Raw genomic sequence first — 19,453 nt, 5'->3', positions numbered from 1 at the left:
TTATTGTACAGTTTTGGCTATAACAAAGCCCTGTTCTTCAAGGTATGCGCTTGCTCGTTCAATTCGCTCGGTAAATACACCTTGCTTAATGAGACTGTAGCTTCCAAGCATACTGCAAAGCCGGTTCACATACCCAAGGTGTCCATTGCCTTCACGAAAATGCACCATTCGCGCTAAGATTGTCCGTTGGGCCAATTGTTCTTGTTTAACCCCCCAGCCTCGCTGGTCGCCTATGGCGTCGAGTGCATCGGGGATTATTTGTTCAAGCAGCGTAGCTCCCCGCATACGCATCTTTGCTTCACTGCCCATACGCGCAAGTCCAGCATTGCGCCCCTTTGTCGCCTCAATAAACTGCTTCAGCAATTCTGATTGCTGCACAAGCGTACCGCGGTATATTTCTAATGCTTCCATCTTCGGTACGAGCGTGTGTTCCGCAGCTCGACGAGGAGCATCAGAATCATAACTCGCCTGACCTTTGCGTTGGTTTTGTGCATTTCTGGTAACGACTGATGCTTTCCGTCCATACGCCTCTATGTAATCTGGGAGCAATTTTCTTTCCGCGGCCGACAATGCAACGGTCGTTATCCTTCCGCTGGCAGTCCTGTGTGTAACCGCTTGTTTCCCTCTACCGCCTTTGTCCCGCTGGACCGCAGTACCTACCAGTGAACTAAAAAGTGCACCCGGTTCGGCAAGCGCTCGCATGTGGGCGGTAATGTCAGAAAATGTTTCGCCTATTGAGGCTTGATAACAATCTTCGGCAACTAGTAGCCTTGCAATGGCCATGCGAGTATCATTCCAATCTGGTCGTTCAGTGGGTGGCGGAGTAGACGGTTCAAGCCCAGGGAGCGTATCTGCATGAGGGGTGTGCGACATAATTATCCGAGAATCTTGGGTTTGCCTTGTTCGTCTAAGCGCATGTGCGCACACGCCTTACCTGGTTGGATAGTAATACAACAATCGCCACACATTTTTCCTAGCCCCTGTGCAAGCGTCTCTCTGACCTCCTGTGCAGAGCTTACGTGCCGATCAAAGTCATCAGGACCAACCGGAATACCAATGTCTCGCAGCGCTTCTGGGTCACCCTGCATACCACGTAACCCCTCATAATACGATGCCATGAGCATGCTAGGGGTGGTAATAGATGTTCCTCGGATAAAAGCCATATTTAAATGATAGCATTTTTTAGCATTTTTCGCAACTATTCCCAGCGGAAGACGCGGAAGGCTATGAGGTAGACCACGACGCACCAGCCTAAAATAATGCCGAACTGTGGCAGCAGGTCAAACACGCCGCGATTTTCGGTGATAATGAGCCGTGCGGCGTCGATAACCGGTGTTAGCGGCAAGTAGTTCGTAACCCCCTGCAGCCATTCGGGCATGAGAAACCGTGGGAAAAAGCTCCCCGAAAGAAACATCATGGGGAAGGTGATTATTTGGGCAAGCGGCGCCGCCTGTCGTTCATTTTTTGCCCAGCCACCCACCGCCAGCCCTATACCAAACAGCATAATTGCACCGAGCGAAACCAGCAGCCCCAATACCAAATAATTCCCCCTCATGTTCAGATTAAATACCGTTAGCCCCACCACAAACATGGTGGCTATGGAAAGCAAGCCGACAATAGTGTTTGAAATGGTGTTGCCCAGGAAGTACTGCCACACCTTCAGCGTAGTGGTATGGTACCGCCGAAGCACACCGCGCTCTTTCAGCTTTGGAAACACGCTGGTTGGGCCAAATATGCCCGCACCAAGGAGTGAAAAACCAAGCAGCCCCGCAAACACATAGTCAAACTGGGTTAACCCCTGTTTGGCGGTAGATTTCGCCGTAACGGTGAATGGCTTTTCTGACGGCACAAACTGCTTGTTGATGCCTTCAAATATGCCGTTCAAAATGGCCGCGAGTGTCTGCCCGCCCTGTTCGTTGCTTTTGTTGTAGAGTACTTGGGCTTGTCCGGTTGGATAGCCCTTGTCGCCCACCCGTCCAAATTCTGCGGGCAGAATAATGGTGGCATCTAGTTCGCCACGACTCATTTTTTCTTGGGCTTCGCCTAACGTTTTCACCCGGGAATCTATTTTTAACACCTTATCTTTTCGCCCCATTTGTTCAAACTGCTTGGCGAACTGGGTGTCAGAACGGTTTAGGAACGCCACATTGAAGCTTACGCTGTTGTTCTTGCCAAAAATTCCGCCAAACACAAACAGGAACAGCAACGGAAACACAAAGGTAAAGAACATTGCTAGTTTGTCGCGAAACAGCCGGCGAATGTCAATTTTTACGAATGTAAAGATGGGTAAGAGTGATTTCGGCATGGTTAGTCCCTCAGTGCCTTTCCGGTTAGGTCTATGAACACGTCCTCTAGGTTTGCCTGCTCCACATGCTGAGCTTTAGTGAACCCTTTCTTCAAGAGTGCTTTCACAAGGTTTTTGGGGGTATCGAGGGCGATAATTTTGCCGCTGTCCATCACTGCCACACGGTCACAGAGCAGCTCGGCTTCGTCCATGTAGTGGGTGGTCATAATGACGGTGACACCACGGTCGCGGACTTCGCGTATGAGGTCCCAAAGGTTCCGGCGCGCCTGCGGGTCAAGCCCCGTGGTGGGCTCATCGAGGAAGAATACCTTTGGCCCATGCACCAGCGCTGCGGCAATTGAAAAACGCTGGCGCTGCCCCCCAGAGAGGTTTTCGACGTAGCTCTGCGCTTTATCCTCGAGCTGGAGGTCGCGCAAAAACTTCATGGCATCAACTTTTTCACCGTAAGCAGCCGAGAAAAACTCTAGTAGCTCCACAAGCTTGGTTTTTTCCTCAAAACTCGGTGTCTGCGGCTGGACGCCAATGAGGCCCTTCACTTTGTCCGGGTTTGTGGATACATCTAGGCCGTCGAGTACCGCCGAACCACCATCAATCGGCCGAAGCGTCTCGAGCATCTCGAGCGTTGTGGTTTTCCCTGCTCCATTCGGCCCCAAGATGCCAAAAATTTCTCCTTCTTTCACCTCAAAGGATATACCGCCTACGGCCGGCTTACCGTCATATAGTTTGCGAAGTTCCTTAACAACGACAATAGGTTTTGTGCTTTTCATAAAAATACTGTAGCACGACTTATACTTGTTTTTTGTAGAAAATGTCGCATTTTATAGCGGCTACAAAACAAAACGCCCGGATTACCCGGACGCTTTGCGTAATACACAGGTTTATCTAGCCGCGCTTGACGGTTAGGAAACCGTTGCGTGGGTTTTCGTTCACGCTAAAGCCAGCTGGAAGCTCACATGCTTCTGGACGGTCGTCCTTGCTGAAGTAGTAAATAGTCTGCTCTTTGCCACCACGAAGTGTGACTTTCTTTGAGTTTAGGTGATAAGTAACACCTTTTGAATTCTTGTGCGTGTATCCTGCCATAGGAATCTCCCTCTCTTAACTTTACGTTAGTACCCCTACGATACATCGGTCGTAATCTGTTTGTCAACACCCTAAGTACCAATCACAACACCTTACAGTTTTAGTATTGCTTCCCGCTGAACGGTATATTACACTTATGATTGTAAATAATTAATGTCTTAAAGGTGGAAAAATGGATTTTAGACAATTGAATTCAGCCTCAGCTAATCGGCAAGAGGCCGGCCCCGCTCCTACCCCACAGGCTCAACACCCTGTCGGTAAAAAGAGTACAGGAGCATCAGCACCAAAGTGGTTAAATCTCATGAGTGTTGCAATCCTGTTTGGAATAGCCATACTGCTACTCCTGTTAACCCTATTGTTTGCGCGCAGCGGCAATACCGATAACGAGTTCGACTATGTTGGTAAGAAACAATATCAAGCTGTCTTCCTAAATAACGGTCAGGTTTACTTCGGAAATATTGATAACCTCAACGCAAAATACGTTGACCTATCGAATGTATACTATCTAACGCAAAACGCTGCGACTAATGCAACTGGTCAACAACAAGCAACGGGTGACTACACCCTTGTTAAGCTAGGTTGTCAGCAAATTCACTCTCCAACCGACCGTATGCTTATTAACCGCGACCAAGTGACCTTCTGGGAAAACCTGAATAGTGACGGCAAGGTCGCCAAAAGCATTGAAGAGTTCAAGAAGCAGAATCCAAAAGGACCTGATTGTACTGAGCAGACCAGCCAAACCCCTGCGGCAAACACTCCAAGCCAAGCAAGCAATAACAGTTCGACAACACAAAACACACAGAACACTACCAATAAACGCTAGTTTTCTAGACACAAAAAAGCCTCCTTTTGGAGGTTTTTTTGTTTTGCTATTATCCAGTTGTCTATGTAAAAGCTAAGGTTACTATGTCTAGTATTGTCCGCTTATTAGCTTTCTGGGGCATAATATGGTTATCAAGCTAAGGGTAAACCAAAAATAGGTACCGTAAGACAGGAAGATGCTCACTGCCCCTTAAAGTACGGGGGTTTGTTTGGCTCAGCACAAACAGAGGGGACACGATACCCTAGTCGACTCCGGCAAGCTATTTCAAATACCGCTTCATGAACCAGCGATACGTGCCTGTCAGAATAAATCCGGCAGCACTCATAACCGTAACTACCAGGCTCCACCCCGCCAAATCTGGAGACCATTTTGCTGAGACAAAATCAAACTTGTATAGTGCGTCTGGTATGTCTCCAAGCCGTACCCCGCGCGCTTCAGCATAACTTTCTATGCAGTTTATTGTATCTTGAGCATTTGAAGTCTGCCCTTCGACACTACAGGACTGTAGTGCTTGATTGTATAATGCGCTATTGTTCCTCCCGAGCGAAGCCTGTCGCTCAGCCTGCAGCCGTTCATAGGTGTACTTTAACTGAATGGGCGGGTGAGCTCCGTTAGCGCCCGTTTCAAGGCTCGTGTTCATATGTCCGTGCACATGCTCGCGCAAGGCCTTCAGCGCGCTCTCAACATCGCCGTTATTTTTGTCGGCTTCAAATACTGCCGTACGGAGTCTACCCATTTCTACGTTATTGTGCTGTAGGGCCCTAACAGTAACATAGCCAAATATAAGCGTTATTACCAGAAAATACCACGGATGCACTTTCCTCAAATATCGCCAATAGTGGTGCAACTTTCTTTTATCCATACCACTTATGATTATAACAGCTCACAGGAAGCTACTTGCTACTTGCTACTTGCTACTTGATAATATAGCCATGCACATATTTTTTTCGGGTATTGGCGGCACAGGTATAGGCCCTCTCGCTATTGTGGCAAAGCAGGCAGGACACGAAGTTTCCGGTTCAGACAAGCAGGAATCGCTGTACATAGATTACTTAAGAAAACACGGGGTAACAGATATATCTATCGGTCAAACACAAGCAGATATATCGGCGGCTCATTTGCGTCAACCAATAGATTGGTATGTCTACTCCTCTGCGGTGGCGATTGAGCAACCAGATGCACCCGAATTTCAGTTTTGCCGCGAAAATGGTATCCGTATGAGCAAACGCGACGAGCTACTGAACGAGATTTTGTCGCAAAAAAACCTCAAACTCATCGCCATAGCAGGAACACACGGCAAAACGACAACGACCGCAATGACTGTATGGACTATGAAACAGCTAGGCATCCCCCTTGGTTACATCCTCCCCGCGAAAAGCAGTTTCGCTGAAATGGGTGCTTATGAAGAAGGGGCGCAGTATTTTGTATATGAATGCGACGAATTTGACCGCAATTTTCTCCAGTTTACACCACATATTTCGATAATAAGCGGCATCGACTGGGATCACCCCGACATATACCCAACTCGCGAGGAATACTACCAGGCATTCAGAACATTTATCAAACAAAGTCATAATACATATCTATGGAGCAAGGATGCTCAGCAAATAACCGTAGGGCAATCCGCGAACATACATATTCAATACTCAAAAGATTACAAGGGAGTGTCGACTCTGGCCGGGAAAGTGAACAGAGCAAACGCATGCCTAGTAGCGAGAGCATGCGTAAATCTACTCGAGGGTCGGTCATTATCGGAATACATACGAATATTGAATATGTTTCCGGGCGTCTCCCGCCGCTTTGAGCAAATCACGCCCGGACTTTACAGCGACTACGCCCATACACCCGAGAAGATACGGGGGGCGTTGCAGCTCGGTCATGAAGTTGCCGGGGATAGCCTGGTTGTCGTCTACGAAGGTCTGCACAACACCCGGCAGCATTTTATCCATAACGAGCTCGAAGCCCTATTCGAAGGAACAAAAAAGCTATACGTTGTCCCTAGCTACCTCGCGCGAGAAGATGAAACCCTAGAGCTACTCACGCCCGAGAAATTAATCGCCAGCATGAATGAGGTCGTCCAAGCAAACGCTGAACCAGCTGCCCTCGAAGACCACCTCAAGCAGCGACTGCAAACCCACCTCGACAGCGGCGATACCGTACTGTGCTTGTCCGCCGGCGGAGGCGGCAGCCTAGACGAATGGCTTAGACGGGAGTTTCAACCATGAAGCTCTTGCAGCTCAACGTCTGGATGGGGCGTCTAACCCGACAAATACTTCCGCTAATTGAACAGGAGCGGCCAGATATCATCACAACGCAGGAGATATTTAGCGCTAACGGCATTGTGGGGCTACCCGACAATACATTCCACCTGCTTGAGCTTATGAAAGAGCGCTGCGAATACACCTCCGTTTTCTTCTCGCCCATTTACGAAGCTGTTTACGCTGATGTGACTGTTGGTTGTGGCAATGCAATCTTGAGTAAGTTCCCCCTCTCGGAGCAAAAGACAGTTTTTACAAACGGAGAATTTAACCGTCACCAGAAAGATGCGGTGTTTGAGTCAAACATTCGAAACGGGCAGATAGCGCTCGTGACTATGCCTGATGGTCGTACTTTTTCTGTGGTAAACCACCACGGCTACTGGGAACCAAACCCGGTCGGTTCGGAGAAAACTGCGCAGAGCTTGCAGAAATTGACTAACGAAGTACAGAAATTGTCAGGCCCTATTATTTTCGCGGGTGATTTAAACATAAACCCAGGAACACCAGCAATGCAACTCTTCAATGATTATTTGACTGACCTAACGGCCACCCACAACATTACAGATACAATGAGCGTGCTCTGTAAAGTACCTGGTGTAGCGCCGGACCACATTCTTGTAAATGAAGGGGTGGTTGTAAAGGAATTTCGAGTGCTTGACGACCTTGTCTCTGACCACAAAGCCCTTTTGCTTGAGTTTGATATATATTAACTCACCTTACACAAACGGTGCAATGTGCGTCCAGGGTGAGTACCGCAGCGCAGCCGTACTAGAAGTACGGTGGAGCGAGGAACCGGAGCCGTGGACGTGCAGGGTGCCGTTTGCGTAAGGTGAGATCTTAAAAGACTACAATAAGTAGCACTATGAGTATGATAACAAGCGCAATAAACCAGCCGACGGTTCCAGCAGGGGTTGTTGGTGGCGTTGTAACGGTTTTTAGGAGCGATTGCTGCTTTGCTGGAGCACCTGGCTGAACTTGCTGCATCGAAGAACTGCTTTGCGACCGGTTAGACGGCCCTTGGCTACCACCCTCTGACGAACTAGCGCCCGAACCGCCAAGCGCAGCAGCAACAAGTGCGACCTCCCCCGCTGCTGCGTCTACCTGTTGCTTTGTTTTTGGCCCCGTTTCGTGGCCTCTTTCCTTATAGTATTCGTGCCCATACTCAAACGATGTTTCTTGTACGGCTTTCCCGTGACTATCCACCTCTATATTGTGCCAGGCACTTCGTTCTATGTGGTGCCCCTGGGCCAGCTCGAGCTGCTCGCGCAAACGCTCTTGCTCAATCTGCTCAGCCTTTGAAAGCACTCTCGTTGTCTCCTTACGTTCCGCTGCAAGCTTCTTCTCTATTTCTGCCTGAATCTCTGCTCTTTGGCGAACCGCCTCGGCCGTGGAAGGCGTTTGGATAGCTCGATTCCCCTCCGGTCCCGCAGCTATGTTCGTTCGTTCACCCAGGCGATACTTTTCGGCATGCGCTTCTCGAACTTTCGCAGTTTCTGCTTCCCGAATGTGGTCCCAGCGTATGTTTTCTATTTTTTTACCCTGTTCTTTTTGCTCAATGGCAAACTTGCGTTCCATTCGTTTTTCACGTCGCTTGTGCCGAATGTGCTCTATACCACCACCCACTATCAAACCAGCCAGAAGCCCACGGTTACGACCACGCCTATAGGCATAGTCCTCGGCATTTTCAATGGTACGCCCTATGTTTAGCGTGTTGGGGGTAGCTAGATTTGGAGCCAAATTTCCTGCCGCCGGTGCTGCATAGCCGTTTGGTCCATATGTTTGATTTGGATTATAGACCCGATTTGCCGCAGGCCGCCGATACGGAGGGCCGGGCGGCATAACAGGTGGGCCGGGCGGCGCCGGAGGCGCTGGGGGGCGACCGCCCGAACCACCACTGCCGCCTGTTGTTGATGGCGTTGCCGATGAAGATGGGCGCGCCGAGGAAGATGATGAACTTGTGGTTGTCGTAGCCCCCCCTGGCGTTGGTTCTTCCTCCTCTTCAGATTCTGGAACTACTGCTACTTCAGCTCCAGCTACTGGAGTGGTGGCCTCCGATTCATGGTTAGGCTCCGCCTCAGCCTGAACTTCTGGTTCGGTGTCTGCTTCAGACGTCACTTCGGCAGCAGTAATTTCGGCTGTTTGCTGAGATAGTACCTCCTCAACCGCTCGCTCAACAATTGCGTCATCACGCGACTCAGGAACCCGAGAAAGTTCACGAAGATTTATTTCCCCTTCGCCTGCTAATGCCTGTACGACACTCTCCTCGGCTCTCTGCTCCGGAGACAAAGTCTCTGGGGCGACCTCAGTATTACTAGGCTTATCTTGAGTAGTTTCTGACGATTTCGTGGGTACCTCAGTAGATTCTTTTACGCCTAGTATTCTGTCTAGGATAGGTTTTGATTTCTCTGCTACCTCAGCTTTGGCGGCTTCAGCTTTTTCAGACCCTCGCTCTGACGCGCGTGCGACAATACCACCTAAACCGCGACCACCGCGTCCTTTGCTGCTCGACTTGCTATCTGACGAATCTTTTTCTGAACTTTTCGAATCACTATCTGATGCTTCAGGTCCAGTGGTTGTTAGTCGCTCTGACATATTGCAGTTATTTTACCAGATTTACCCTTTTTTTCAACATTCCGAATGATACTCGCTATATGTTTTGCCCGCGGTCCAAGCTTCTAGCATTGCCCCTACGGGTGGAACGACGTTTTCGGGTAAAGCATCGAGATCAAACCACGCAATTTCCTCGTGCATGTCCGGTTCTGCATTACGGGGCTCACCGCTCCACTTTTTCGCTAAAAACATCACGTCACACCATTCCATGTCATCATTCCGGCAACTCAGATGCACAAACTCAGTGTCTTCTAGCCGTACCGTGACTCCTACCTCCTCTTTCGCCTCCCGAACGGCAGCCTCAAGAAACCCCTCTCCTCGTTCTACTTTGCCAGAGGGCAGGCCGTAGTAGCCATCCATCCAGGCAGTATTTTTACGCTTTACAAAAAGATACTTTCCATCTTGTGCAATGAGCATAAAGGCAGCGCAAAATGGCCGTTTTGTCGTGGCAAGATTAGACACGTTGTATTCTCCCTGCTTCATTTATTTTGACTGCGCCTTCTCGAAGCACTTCTATGGCATCGTCAACGATTCGAATAATGGTTGAGGGCGGACGGTCTCTGAGAACCCCGCCGTCTACGTAAAAATCCACATCATTACCAAAATATGCCTTAGCCTCTGCGATAGTGTTCGCCGTTGGTTGACCCGGGTGGTTGGCGCTTGTTGTCATGAGCGGTCCAGTTTGCCGAAGCAGCCCTCGAAGCACTTCGTCGTCGGGTATACGAACAGCTAGGGAGCGCTTTCCTTGGTGCAGGTATAACAGATTATCTGCGCAAGTGATAACGACGCTGATAGCATTTGGCCAATAATGTTCAACCGCTTTGACGTATCGACCGCGTAAGCCAAGGTCAATGAGCTGTTGCACGCTCGCCGCAAGCACGGTGCCTGGGTTTGCCTCACGCGATTTGACCGTAAATAACCGCTCAATAGCCGGCTCGCTACTAGCCATACACACAAGCCCATAAACCGTATCTGTTGGCAGCACACCGACAGCTCCCTGCTTCAGCAGTGTCCTAAGCTCTTCATTGTCGACAGAAGCGAAGGTTTGCACGCGTAACAACCTTAGCCCTTACTGTACACGTAGTATGCAAGCACCGATAGGGCAAGAAATATGATAACCGCTGCAACAATAACACCAATAGGAAGCGTTCGGGGAGGTTTCGGCTTGGCCGGGGCTGCCTGGGGGGCAGGTTTTGCGGCGGGGGTCATGTCGGGTGCCGGAGCCGCTTCACTCGCGGCGGGCGCTTCTGCGACTGGTGTATTTTCGGCTGCTGGCGCCTGTTGTACGGGCGCCTCTGTGGCAGCCTGCCCCGTTGAGGGTGGCGGTGTTTGCACGGTGGGCGCAGGTGGTGGCACGACATCCATAACCGGGCCAGAAGCCTGGGTTGTAGGCGCGGTTGTTTCAGGGCTTGCTGTTGGAGCGGTTTGTGGATTCATATACCTTCTATTCTATCATTTTACAGGCTATACTGCTCGCCCTTCTTTTTGATGAGCCCCTCAGTTACAAGCTCCTCAAGAATGCCAAACAGGCGTTCATCGTCTATAAGGCGCCCCAAGTGCATGGCAGTCGAGGATTTATTACTCAGTTCACGTAGCACCTGCCCGCGAATCTGTCTTTTAGAGCCTTCAAACTTTGACTGTTTTGTGTATTGCTTGCTCCGATGCAGGTTTTGAACGCGTGTTTTTAGGTAAGAACCGTAATCCATGAGTGCCCAATAAAACTCACGCGGGTGTTCCCGGTCGAGTGTTCGCTCCAAACAATCCCGGATGAAATCATCAGATACAACATCGGCATCCCTGGTGAAATGATGTATGTAGACTGTGCGGATATTTGTTTCTATAAATACAGCCGGCTGGTTCCAGGCATAGGCCAAAATGGCTCCTGCTGTATTTACGCCAACCCCCGGGAGTTTTGTCAGTGCTTCTTGGCTACCCGGGAACGAGCCAGTCTGCTCAATACACTGCGCAGCTTGCCATAGGTACTTGGCGCGACGGTTATAGCCTAGTCCTTGCCACGCGCGCAGTACCTCACCCAATTCGCTTTCAGCCAGTGCCGACACATTCGGAAAGCTCCGCAAAAATGTCTGATACTTGGGGATTACCCGGGCAACTTGTGTTTGCTGAAGCATACACTCGCTGACAAGAATTTTATAGGGTTCGAAAGTACCATTCGCCTCTGGAAAACGCCACGGCAAATCATGACGACCATGAGAACGGTAATACTCCCAAACAGCCTCAACAAACTCCGCAATTGTTTTCGTCTGCGCGTTCACCTGATTATGATATCACTCGAAGCCTATCGTATGGCCGTCAGACTGACATCGGCAATCTTTCGGGGAGTGCCACCGTCTACGCTGACTATGTAATCTGCTGTTTCGCCTGCGCCTACTACGCGGTACACAACTGCTTTTTCTCCTAACCAATATGCCACTGCCTGCATGCTACGCTGCGAAACAAGTTCTTTGTCTTTGCCGTCGCTAAGGTTTCGCAGCAGCAAGACACCTTTATTGTCACGTACGTCTACCCAAACGCTTGTCTTGAGGTCGGGGCTATCGACAAAATAGGGTGAGCTGTATTCGGCCGGGGGCGTTGATTCCACTGGGGCTGAGGCGCCAAGAGTATATTCATACCACTTGGTTGGCGTTTGGAACTTAAGTTTTGTGTAGTCACCGCGCAATAATGACCAGGCATCGCCTGTATAGAGCGTTTTCTTGCCGGTGCCGTCGATGTTGACATGTGCAAACGTTTCTTTTGCGCCAGAGTCCGTGGCAGACACCGTGTAGTAAACGGTATTGCCTATAAGGTATTCCCCGGCAAAATAGTTAGCATTAGCAAGCTGGAACCGCTTGTTGGCACCAAAATCGTAGGCGATTATTTTTTGACGATTTGCGTTTGCGGCACTTGTACCAGCCACCGTTTGACGGTACAGCAAGGTGTCGCCGCGCCAACCAAGCAAAGTGATTTGCTCGGCATATTCAATGTTAACCCGTTCACCGGTTTCAACGTCCACTACAAACAATCCCGCAAGAAGATATCCATCTTTATTGCGTTTATCGTCGCGCGAGGACACAACCGCCACCTTGTCGCCCGATTGCTTTGGCAGCACTGTCATGGCCTGTGTTTCCAAGCCGGTGCCGGCAAGCAGTACTTCGCGGTCTTTACCGTCTACATACACCTTATACACGTCGTACTTACCGCTTTCTTTGCTAATAAAAATCGCTCTTGCGGAAGGAACAAGTTTACGCTTTACAGTGCCGCTCTGCGCCTCGCTGAGTTCTACTTCTTCGGTGCGAACAGTTTCGCCAGAAATCTTTATGTTGTCCGCGCCTCCGGGAGCAACCGTGAGTATGGCTTTGCCATCTTTGCTTGACTTAGCAGTTGCTTCACCGCTAGTAACAGATATGTCGGCAAGGGGCTTGCCGGAAAGATAATCTACCAATTCGAAGCTGAGTTTTTGCCCAGTTGGCTTAAGAGTAATTTCGCCCATGTCAACAATGCGCATACCAAAATCAACCTGCTTCTTGACACCAGCAAAAGCGAGCTTCCGTATATCTACTTCCTGCGCACCAAGGTGGATGCCCTCAAGCCGTACCTGCCCTTTTTCGTCAGTTTTGCCAGATACGCCATCTACCGAAACGACTGCGTTTTGAAGCGGCAAGTTATTTGCACCATCGAGCACACTTACGAGTACGCTAGACCGTACACCGGCAGTGTTTAGCACAAGGTTTCGAACCGGCCTCACAAATATCACCAATACTGCTAGTACAACACCGAAAGCGACGGTACCATACCGACTCCATTTGTTATCCCACCACTTATACCAAGCGTTCTTTAGGCGCTCAAAGATGGACGGCTTCATAACAATTGCTTTTGGTCTTGGAGTGTCCGAGGACAGTGCAGCATCGGCGTCATTTTTTAAAATATCGTCTACAGCAGCAACCGTGGCCGCATCCTCAGGCTCGGCGTTTGCCTTGAAGTCTGACGGCAACTGCTCCATGTCTAAATCTTTTTCATATGGAGCATTGTTTGCTTGTGCCTTTAACCTCGCATTGATACTATCGATTGATTCTTCGGTAGCTGTTTGTTCCGTGTCTGCTTGCTGCGATATAGCCTCGGGTTGCGCTGTTGGCTCTTGAGCAGGTTTTTGCTCCGCCTCAACATCCTGTTCAGGTGTCGGCTTATTACCATCAAACCCTTGTGGTGGACCCATAATTTCAGTGACGTGCCTTTCCGCTTTTAGTTCTTCTGGGTCTGGTGTTTGAACGGGAATTTTTGCCATACTGCTTATCCTTTAAGCATATTGTAGCAGAAATGCATACAAATAAGCCGTACGGAACTACACAAAAGCTTGTCTAGCGGTAAAGTCGAATCTTTTGAAGCGCTTTTGCCTACAAAACCGCGAAAACAGTACCGGTATGGCGCGCGAACAACTCGTACGCATTATTGCATGTAGTTCTGGGCTTTTAGTGTGAATTGTTTGGTGAGAAGAGTATGATATTGCGCAAAGGCGGTGCGGGCTTCGGGGAGAGTAATTTTCCACGTCCAATCTTTTTCGAGTTTGGCGAGGTTTGCGGCCAGTAGTTCTTCGGTTGAAAGTTCTGGGTGCTCGCGCCAGTACAGGCTTAAGAATGGCCCCACCATGTGCGAACAGCCGTCGGCGCTGGCCACAATTTGCACCTCCAGCGGAGCCGTGCGTAAGTCAAGTTCCATCTTTTTATCCATGGTTTCTATGCCGCTCACTGCGCGTTCCACAAAATCCCGGGTGAAACCCATCTCTGTTAATTTCGCTATCCCAGCCGAAAGTGTCATTGCGTACTCATCTCCCAAGACATTTGGAGCGACGGCAAGTTGTACGGTCTGGGATGAAACGGGAGCACCGGAATGCAGACGTATGGGTGATACGGCGGAATGAGGAGCGGATTGTTTCGCCCGGAGCGTGCTGCTTGCCGTCGGCCCAACCAGAATTTTACCGTAGTCGTGCAACCACACCATCACCTCCACAAGCTCCTTGTCCGCTGCCGGATACTTCTCGCACAGCTCAAACGCTATCCGCTCCACAATCTCCAAGTGCCACCGCACAAACCACTCATGATGCACAAACCCAGGGTTGGCCGAAACCTCCCGCACATGCTCTTTCCACGCCGCAATCTTCTGGTTCATACCGTTCATTGTACCAGCTGCGGTATACTGATGGTTATGAGTGATGTTTTGCGGTTGCCGGGGCTGGTGGATGTACACGTACATTTGCGGGAGCCGGGGCAAACAGACAAAGAAGACTTTGTGAGCGGCACGCGAGCGGCTCTAGCTGGCGGCTTTACTACCGTATGCGATATGCCAAACAATGCCGAGCCCATCACCACCCCCGAGCGACTCGAGGCAAAAATAGCACTGGCTAGCAAAAAAGCGGTGTGTGACATAGGCTTCCACTACGGAACGCTGGGTGACAACCTCGACACCTTCGCCCAGGCCGCTAAACACGCGGTAGGGCTAAAGGTGTATTTAAACAATACCACTGGCGGCTACACGCTTGACCCTGCTCGGCTCAAAGAAATTTATGCCGCTTGGCCGCGTGAGCAAGTAGTGCTACTACACACCGAAGAAGACACTATAGATATAGCCATCGAGTCGCTGGAGGGCCTGGACCGCCCAGTACACGTCTGCCACATGCCCAGCCGGGCCGTGTTAGAGAAAATCATTGCCGCCAAGCAAAAAGGCTTGCCCGTGACCTGCGGCGTCACACCACACCATCTGTTCCTCACCGAAGACGATGTGCCACGCCTTGGCGTCTACGGCAAGATGAAACCGCCGCTTAAGTCACGTGCCGACCAAGAGTTTTTGTGGGCGCACCTAAGCGACATTGATATTTTTGAGTCTGACCACGCTCCCCACACCCACGAAGACAAAGCCGCCGGGGCGTTTGGCGTACCGAACCTCGAAACCACCCTGCCCTTACTACTCAAGGCTCGAGCCGAGGGCAAAATTACGCTCGAGCAAATCATAGACAAGTGCCACAAGAAACCAAGTGAAATTTTTGGCCTTTCAACAGATGAGTTCACGTACGTCGAAGTGAAAATGGAGCCGTACGTTATACAAAACGACGGCCTGCAAACCAAATGCGGTTGGTCACCGTTTGCGGGCACTGAAGTTCCTGGCCGAGTCCAGAAAGTCGTACTCCATGGCGCCACCGTCTACGAAAACGGCGAATTCTCGGCAGTCAGCACCGGTCAGGTTCTGACCCCCTTCGCGACTTAAGAACAACCAACGCTTAACGACCAAGTTATCAACAAACAATCACCTTCCAACGAATTACGAAACACGATTAACGACAAACGAGTGCGGCCGCAGGCCGCCAAATAATCATCGCGAAGCGATATAACTAAGGTTGGCACTGCGGAGGGCTCCCGGCCCAGCTGTTGTGAAACGGCACAATATAAGCGAAAATGCGTGTCCAATTAGTGTTTTCGCATCGTGCCCGTTCACAACAGCTGCCGAGAGTCCGGAGATGTGCCGAGACTTTTTGCCTACTTTTTCTTCGGCAGAAAAAGTAGGTCGCCTGAGGGCGCGAAAGCCCGCATTAAAGACTTATTTCTGACTAAACAAATAATCCAAAAGCGCCATACGCACATACACACCATTGTGCGACTGCCGGAAGTACGCGGCACGCGGGTCAGCATCTACTGCGGCAGAAATTTCGTCTACCCGCGGCAATGGATGCATAATGACCGACTTTTCTTTCATGCCTGCCAGCACCGTTTCATCCACCACAAACCCCGCCTCAAGCGTCGGGTCTTCAAGCCGCTCTTTCTGCAACCGAGTCCAGTAGACCACATCGGCCTGCTTGGTTGCCGCGTGCACGTCTGCCGTTTCGGTAAAAGACACGCCGCGTTCTTTTAGCAGCGCCTTTATGTCATCACCCATGCAGAGCTGTGGGGTCGAAACGAACGTAAAGCTAGTACCTTTGTATTGGCTCATAGCCTGCGCAAGCGAGCGAACTGTGCGTCCGTGCGCGAGGTCGCCGCCCATAACAATATTCAGCCCCTCGAGCGTGCCCATTTCGCGCCAAATGGTATAGACATCTAGCAGTGCTTGGGTGGGGTGCTCACCCGTTCCGTCACCGGCGTTTATGATTGGCACCGGACTCGCTGCAGCGGCACGGTCAACAATACCTGTTTCTTTGTGCCTAATAACAATGGCGTCGGCATAGCCGCACACCACCCGCACTGTGTCTTCTATGGTTTCACCCTTTATGGCAGATGAGAATTCTGCAGCATTTTCGGTGCTAACCACCCCCATACCGAGGCGCTGGGCAGCGGACTCATGGCTTAAGCGCGTTCGTGTGGAAGGTTCATAAAACAGTGTTGCAACGACCTTATCTGGGTACAGTGCCCGCAGCTGGTTTCTGCCGTCTGTCGTTTCCAGTAGCTTGCGGAACTCCTCCGCTTTGTTCATAAGTTCCGTCAAAACTTCCGGCGTAAGCTGGCCGGCCGCTACTAAATGTTGCACATGAACCTCCTTCTTTTCGTAGTCTATTGTACTACTCAGTGACGGATATGCTAAGTTCTTTCAGCTGCGCGGCTTCTACTGCGCTCGGGGAGTTCATCATGACGTCGAGTCCGGAGCCATTTTTGGGGAAGGCGACTATTTCGCGGATGTTTTCCTCGCCCATAAGCACCATAAACAATCGGTCAAGGCCAAAGGCGCAACCGGCATGCGGCGGCGCACCGTACTTGAAGGCATTTAGCATGGCGCCAAATTTTTCCTCTACGTAAGCTTCGTCGAACCCGAGCAATCCAAATACTTTGTAGAGCACCTCTGGGTTGTGGTTGCGCACGCCGCCACTGCAAATTTCGTAGCCATTCGCGACCATGTCGTACTGGTCGGCCAATATTTCAAGCTTGTTTTCAGTGTTATCTAGCGCGTGTGCCCCGCCCTTTGGCATGCTGAATGGATTATGGCCAAAGTCCATTTTGCCGGTTTTTTCGTCTGTCTCGTAGAATGGAAAGTCAACAATCCAACACAGGGCAACCGTGTCTGGGTCTTTCAGGCCGAAGTGACTAGCAAACTCACCCCGCAGCCGTCCAAGCACTTTGTTTACCATCTGGCGTGTGTCTGCGCCAAAGAACACGGCATCGCCGCCTTCCGCCTGGGATCGTGTTTTTACTTCGGTGAGTTCCGCCTCATTCATAAATTTGGCAATTGGTGACTGCACCTCACCGTCTTTGTAGGTTAAGTATGCCAGCCCACCAGCACCCTCGTTTTTCGCAATTTCTGTAAAGCTGTCTATTTGGCTGCGACTTAAGCTCGCACCGCCTTTCACGCAAATGGCTTTGACCGCACCTCCACTAGCAACAGCATTTTTAAAGACACCAAATTCAGAACCAGCAAACACGTCGCTGAGGTCCACCAACTTCATGTCGAACCGCAGGTCTGGCTTGTCTGAGCCATACGTTTCCATGGCTTCGGCATACGGAATTCGCGGCACATCTTCGTTCAGCAATTTCTTACCAGCAAAGTCACTCACGAGGCTTTTTATGAGCGGGTCAAAGGTGGTACGCACTTCTTCGCCGTCTTCTATAAAACTCATCTCGGCGTCGAGCTGGTAGAATTCTCCGTACAGTCTGTCTGCCCGGGGATCTTCGTCGCGGAAACAGGCGGCCAGCTGGTAGTAGCGAGGTAGGCCGCCGACCATAAGGAGCTGCTTAAACTGCTGCGGCGCCTGGGGTAGGGCGTAGAATTTGCCCGGGTGTATACGCGAGGGAATCAGGAAGTCGCGCGCACCCTCTGGGCTGCTGTTTGCTAAGATTGGAGTGGCTACCTCGATGAATCCTTGTGATTCTACAAAGTCCCGCATGTATTTGTAGTACTCCGCGCGTTTTTTGAGCATATGCTGCATTTTTGGTCGGCGCAGGTCTAGATAGCGGTAACGCAAACGAAGGTCTTCGTTGGCTTGAGCCTCGGCAAATGGCTGTATGGGCAGGGTGTCGGCGCGGTTAAGAATACGAATGTCAGTGACTTTCATTTCAACACCACCAGTTTCCAGGTGTGGATTACGCAGGTTTTCGTCTCGTTCGTTTACGGTGCCAGTGGCGGCGATGACGAATTCATCGCGCAGTTCTTCGGCCGTTTTGAAAGCCTCAGCCGTCTCGGGGTTAATGACCAGCTGCAGCAACCCGGTGTGGTCACGCAGGTCTATAAAAATTAGCCCGCCGTGGTCACGGCGCGACTGCACCCAACCCATAGTAGTAATAGTTTGGCCAACTTGTTTGATAGATTCAGCTGCAAGTGTTCGCATGTATAGTTTTCCTCTAGTATTTTATGTGCGGCTTCGGCAGGGTCGAGTACACGCAGTAGCCCGGCCAGGCTACTCGCCGACCCGTAGATTTATATCTGTCGCCACACTATATTTCATCGCTGCTATTGTACCATCTTTCCCCTAATTCCCCTATCGCTATCAAATCTGTCCCAGCTGGGACAGATTTGATACAATGTCGACATGCGAAAAGATCCTTTGGCAGATTACCGAACCATGAAACACCCTGCTCTCATATACGTACTCCGTGGGTTACTGCCGCCAAATCGCGAAAACCTTCTGCTCTCTTTCAAACCTGGCAAATTCTTCTACGAGCTGTCCAAGGTATCGGGCTATAAAGAACAGTATGTTAAGACAGCGTATTACCGCGCGCGAAAACAGGGCTTCATAGATAACAGTAAAATTCCCCAACTGACTGAAAAAGGACTCCGCAAAGTACGGCCTTTCGTAGCCAAGTCTTTAGGCAAAGATGCGCGTATATTGCTCATATATGACATCCCCGAATACATGGAGTCCGAGCGGCGCGCTTTGAAACGACTGCTCCATAATCTGGGCTTTGAGCTCGTGCAGCAAAGCGTCTGGTCGAGCGAAAAAGATCATCGTGAAACCATCCGCGAAGCCGTCAAAGAGTTGGATATTGCTGGGTGCGTTCAGATATATGAAAGTATACGGCTAAAGATCTAGCTCGCACCGATTTCTACGACTCGTTATCAATCCTGTCCCAGCTGGGACAAAATTGATACTTTTCGTGGCGTTGAGCACGAAACAGGAAGTGTGGTTTATAAAATGGTTACGATTCCTATGGGGAGGGTTCGGTGCGAGCTGCATGGTCTTTCTTGGCGGCAGCGGCGGCTACGGCGCGGAGGTCGTCGTAGCGGTCAAACTCATCGACAATGAGCTTACCTATCACTCGTTCCAGCACGTCTTCTATGGTGATTATGCCCACGTACTCTTCAAAACTGTTCACTACAATGAACAGGTGCTGCTTAGTTTTTATGAAGGCTTGCAGTGTTTGGTACAGCGTAAAATCTTCATGCACGTAGGTTACCTTGCGGCGCATAATGTTA

21 protein-coding genes are annotated in these 19,453 nt (G+C 50.5%); 5 read left to right on the top strand and 16 right to left on the bottom strand.

All coding sequences use genetic code 11. The features are described 5' to 3' along the window. The 5 genes from IPP75_04640 to IPP75_04620 form a co-directional block, all read right to left on the bottom strand. Complete coding sequence (locus tag IPP75_04640) at positions 1-873, bottom strand: hypothetical protein (GenBank protein ID QQS69180.1); 873 nt, start codon at positions 871-873, stop codon at positions 1-3. 2 nt (positions 874-875) lie between these two features. After that, positions 876-1,163, bottom strand: coding sequence for a hypothetical protein (locus tag IPP75_04635; protein ID QQS69179.1), 288 nt, complete (start codon positions 1,161-1,163; stop codon positions 876-878). Between the two features lie 35 nt (positions 1,164-1,198). Beyond that, positions 1,199-2,305: an ABC transporter permease gene (locus tag IPP75_04630; protein ID QQS69178.1), complete on the bottom strand. Its 1,107-nt coding sequence runs from the start codon at positions 2,303-2,305 to the stop codon at positions 1,199-1,201. Positions 2,306-2,307: 2 nt separating this feature from the next. Further along, positions 2,308-3,072, bottom strand: coding sequence for an ABC transporter ATP-binding protein (locus tag IPP75_04625; GenBank protein ID QQS69177.1), 765 nt, complete (start codon positions 3,070-3,072; stop codon positions 2,308-2,310). A gap of 115 nt (positions 3,073-3,187) precedes the next feature. Next, entirely contained in the window at positions 3,188-3,385 is a 198-nt protein-coding gene (locus IPP75_04620; protein ID QQS69176.1) for a hypothetical protein, read from the bottom strand. A 301-nt stretch (positions 3,386-3,686) separates the two neighbouring features. Between IPP75_04620 and IPP75_04615 the strand changes: the two genes are divergently transcribed. Next, entirely contained in the window at positions 3,687-4,208 is a 522-nt protein-coding gene (locus IPP75_04615; GenBank protein ID QQS69175.1) for a hypothetical protein, read from the top strand. A 259-nt stretch (positions 4,209-4,467) separates the two neighbouring features. On the opposite strand, the gene IPP75_04610 is transcribed toward IPP75_04615, so the two are convergent. Further along, complete coding sequence (locus tag IPP75_04610; protein ID QQS69174.1) at positions 4,468-5,070, bottom strand: hypothetical protein; 603 nt, start codon at positions 5,068-5,070, stop codon at positions 4,468-4,470. 70 nt (positions 5,071-5,140) lie between these two features. Between IPP75_04610 and IPP75_04605 the strand changes: the two genes are divergently transcribed. Then, positions 5,141-6,433, top strand: a complete 1,293-nt coding sequence (locus IPP75_04605) for a hypothetical protein (GenBank protein QQS69173.1) — start codon at positions 5,141-5,143, stop codon at positions 6,431-6,433. Beyond that, entirely contained in the window at positions 6,430-7,176 is a 747-nt protein-coding gene (locus IPP75_04600; protein QQS69172.1) for an endonuclease/exonuclease/phosphatase family protein, read from the top strand. Before IPP75_04605 ends, IPP75_04600 begins: the two co-directional genes overlap by 4 nt. A 127-nt stretch (positions 7,177-7,303) precedes the next feature. On the opposite strand, the gene IPP75_04595 is transcribed toward IPP75_04600, so the two are convergent. The 7 genes from IPP75_04595 to IPP75_04565 form a co-directional block, all read right to left on the bottom strand. Beyond that, the gene (locus IPP75_04595) at positions 7,304-9,058 is read right to left on the bottom strand and encodes a hypothetical protein (GenBank protein QQS69171.1); all 1,755 of its coding nucleotides are present in this window, start codon (positions 9,056-9,058) and stop codon (positions 7,304-7,306) included. 33 nt (positions 9,059-9,091) lie between these two features. Continuing rightward, entirely contained in the window at positions 9,092-9,538 is a 447-nt protein-coding gene (locus IPP75_04590; GenBank protein QQS69170.1) for an NUDIX domain-containing protein, read from the bottom strand. Further along, a complete protein-coding gene (locus tag IPP75_04585) occupies positions 9,531-10,127 on the bottom strand; it encodes a threonylcarbamoyl-AMP synthase (protein ID QQS69169.1) in 597 nt (198 codons plus the stop codon). Before IPP75_04585 ends, IPP75_04590 begins: the two co-directional genes overlap by 8 nt. Before the next feature lie 11 nt (positions 10,128-10,138). Beyond that, a complete protein-coding gene (locus IPP75_04580) occupies positions 10,139-10,513 on the bottom strand; it encodes a hypothetical protein (GenBank protein ID QQS69168.1) in 375 nt (124 codons plus the stop codon). Positions 10,514-10,533: 20 nt separating this feature from the next. After that, positions 10,534-11,349, bottom strand: coding sequence for an A/G-specific adenine glycosylase (locus tag IPP75_04575; protein QQS69167.1), 816 nt, complete (start codon positions 11,347-11,349; stop codon positions 10,534-10,536). A gap of 23 nt (positions 11,350-11,372) precedes the next feature. Then, positions 11,373-13,355, bottom strand: a complete 1,983-nt coding sequence (locus IPP75_04570; protein QQS69166.1) for a hypothetical protein — start codon at positions 13,353-13,355, stop codon at positions 11,373-11,375. Positions 13,356-13,516: 161 nt separating this feature from the next. After that, the gene (locus tag IPP75_04565) at positions 13,517-14,236 is read right to left on the bottom strand and encodes a hypothetical protein (GenBank protein QQS69165.1); all 720 of its coding nucleotides are present in this window, start codon (positions 14,234-14,236) and stop codon (positions 13,517-13,519) included. 36 nt (positions 14,237-14,272) lie between these two features. Between IPP75_04565 and IPP75_04560 the strand changes: the two genes are divergently transcribed. Then, entirely contained in the window at positions 14,273-15,328 is a 1,056-nt protein-coding gene (locus IPP75_04560; protein ID QQS69164.1) for an amidohydrolase family protein, read from the top strand. Positions 15,329-15,658: 330 nt separating this feature from the next. Here IPP75_04560 and pyrB read toward each other — a convergent pair whose 3' ends face one another. Next, entirely contained in the window at positions 15,659-16,579 is a 921-nt protein-coding gene (gene pyrB, locus IPP75_04555) for an aspartate carbamoyltransferase (GenBank protein ID QQS69163.1), read from the bottom strand. A 31-nt stretch (positions 16,580-16,610) separates the two neighbouring features. Further along, a complete protein-coding gene (aspS, locus tag IPP75_04550) occupies positions 16,611-18,368 on the bottom strand; it encodes an aspartate--tRNA ligase (protein QQS69162.1) in 1,758 nt (585 codons plus the stop codon). Between the two features lie 201 nt (positions 18,369-18,569). Between aspS and cas2 the strand changes: the two genes are divergently transcribed. Further along, entirely contained in the window at positions 18,570-19,070 is a 501-nt protein-coding gene (cas2, locus tag IPP75_04545) for a CRISPR-associated endonuclease Cas2 (protein ID QQS69161.1), read from the top strand. Positions 19,071-19,185: 115 nt separating this feature from the next. Here cas2 and IPP75_04540 read toward each other — a convergent pair whose 3' ends face one another. Further along, complete coding sequence (locus tag IPP75_04540; GenBank protein QQS69160.1) at positions 19,186-19,446, bottom strand: CBS domain-containing protein; 261 nt, start codon at positions 19,444-19,446, stop codon at positions 19,186-19,188. Between the last annotated feature and the right edge of the window lie 7 nt (positions 19,447-19,453).

It is taken from the genome of Candidatus Saccharibacteria bacterium (assembly GCA_016700375.1).
Classification (GTDB): Bacteria; Patescibacteriota; Saccharimonadia; order Saccharimonadales; family UBA4665; genus JAGXIT01.
This window is presented reverse-complemented; position numbering and strand designations above follow the sequence as displayed.

Bases quoted from the DNA above. Each gene is read 5' to 3' on its own strand.
- IPP75_04630 (QQS69178.1), bottom strand. From the start codon at position 2,305: ATGCCGAAATCACTCTTACCCATCTTTACATTCGTAAAAATTGACATT.
- aspS (QQS69162.1), bottom strand. From the start codon at position 18,368: ATGCGAACACTTGCAGCTGAATCTATCAAACAAGTTGGCCAAACTATT.
- IPP75_04595 (QQS69171.1), bottom strand. From the start codon at position 9,058: ATGTCAGAGCGACTAACAACCACTGGACCTGAAGCATCAGATAGTGAT.
- IPP75_04540 (QQS69160.1), bottom strand. From the start codon at position 19,446: ATGCGCCGCAAGGTAACCTACGTGCATGAAGATTTTACGCTGTACCAA.
- IPP75_04620 (QQS69176.1), bottom strand. From the start codon at position 3,385: ATGGCAGGATACACGCACAAGAATTCAAAAGGTGTTACTTATCACCTA.
- IPP75_04615 (QQS69175.1), top strand. From the start codon at position 3,687: ATGAGTGTTGCAATCCTGTTTGGAATAGCCATACTGCTACTCCTGTTA.
- IPP75_04610 (QQS69174.1), bottom strand. From the start codon at position 5,070: ATGGATAAAAGAAAGTTGCACCACTATTGGCGATATTTGAGGAAAGTG.
- IPP75_04565 (QQS69165.1), bottom strand. From the start codon at position 14,236: ATGAACCAGAAGATTGCGGCGTGGAAAGAGCATGTGCGGGAGGTTTCG.
- IPP75_04605 (QQS69173.1), top strand. From the start codon at position 5,141: ATGCACATATTTTTTTCGGGTATTGGCGGCACAGGTATAGGCCCTCTC.
- IPP75_04600 (QQS69172.1), top strand. From the start codon at position 6,430: ATGAAGCTCTTGCAGCTCAACGTCTGGATGGGGCGTCTAACCCGACAA.
- IPP75_04625 (QQS69177.1), bottom strand. From the start codon at position 3,072: ATGAAAAGCACAAAACCTATTGTCGTTGTTAAGGAACTTCGCAAACTA.
- IPP75_04635 (QQS69179.1), bottom strand. From the start codon at position 1,163: ATGGCTTTTATCCGAGGAACATCTATTACCACCCCTAGCATGCTCATG.
- IPP75_04570 (QQS69166.1), bottom strand. From the start codon at position 13,355: ATGGCAAAAATTCCCGTTCAAACACCAGACCCAGAAGAACTAAAAGCG.
- IPP75_04560 (QQS69164.1), top strand. From the start codon at position 14,273: ATGAGTGATGTTTTGCGGTTGCCGGGGCTGGTGGATGTACACGTACAT.
- IPP75_04580 (QQS69168.1), bottom strand. From the start codon at position 10,513: ATGAATCCACAAACCGCTCCAACAGCAAGCCCTGAAACAACCGCGCCT.
- cas2 (QQS69161.1), top strand. From the start codon at position 18,570: ATGCGAAAAGATCCTTTGGCAGATTACCGAACCATGAAACACCCTGCT.
- IPP75_04640 (QQS69180.1), bottom strand. From the start codon at position 873: ATGTCGCACACCCCTCATGCAGATACGCTCCCTGGGCTTGAACCGTCT.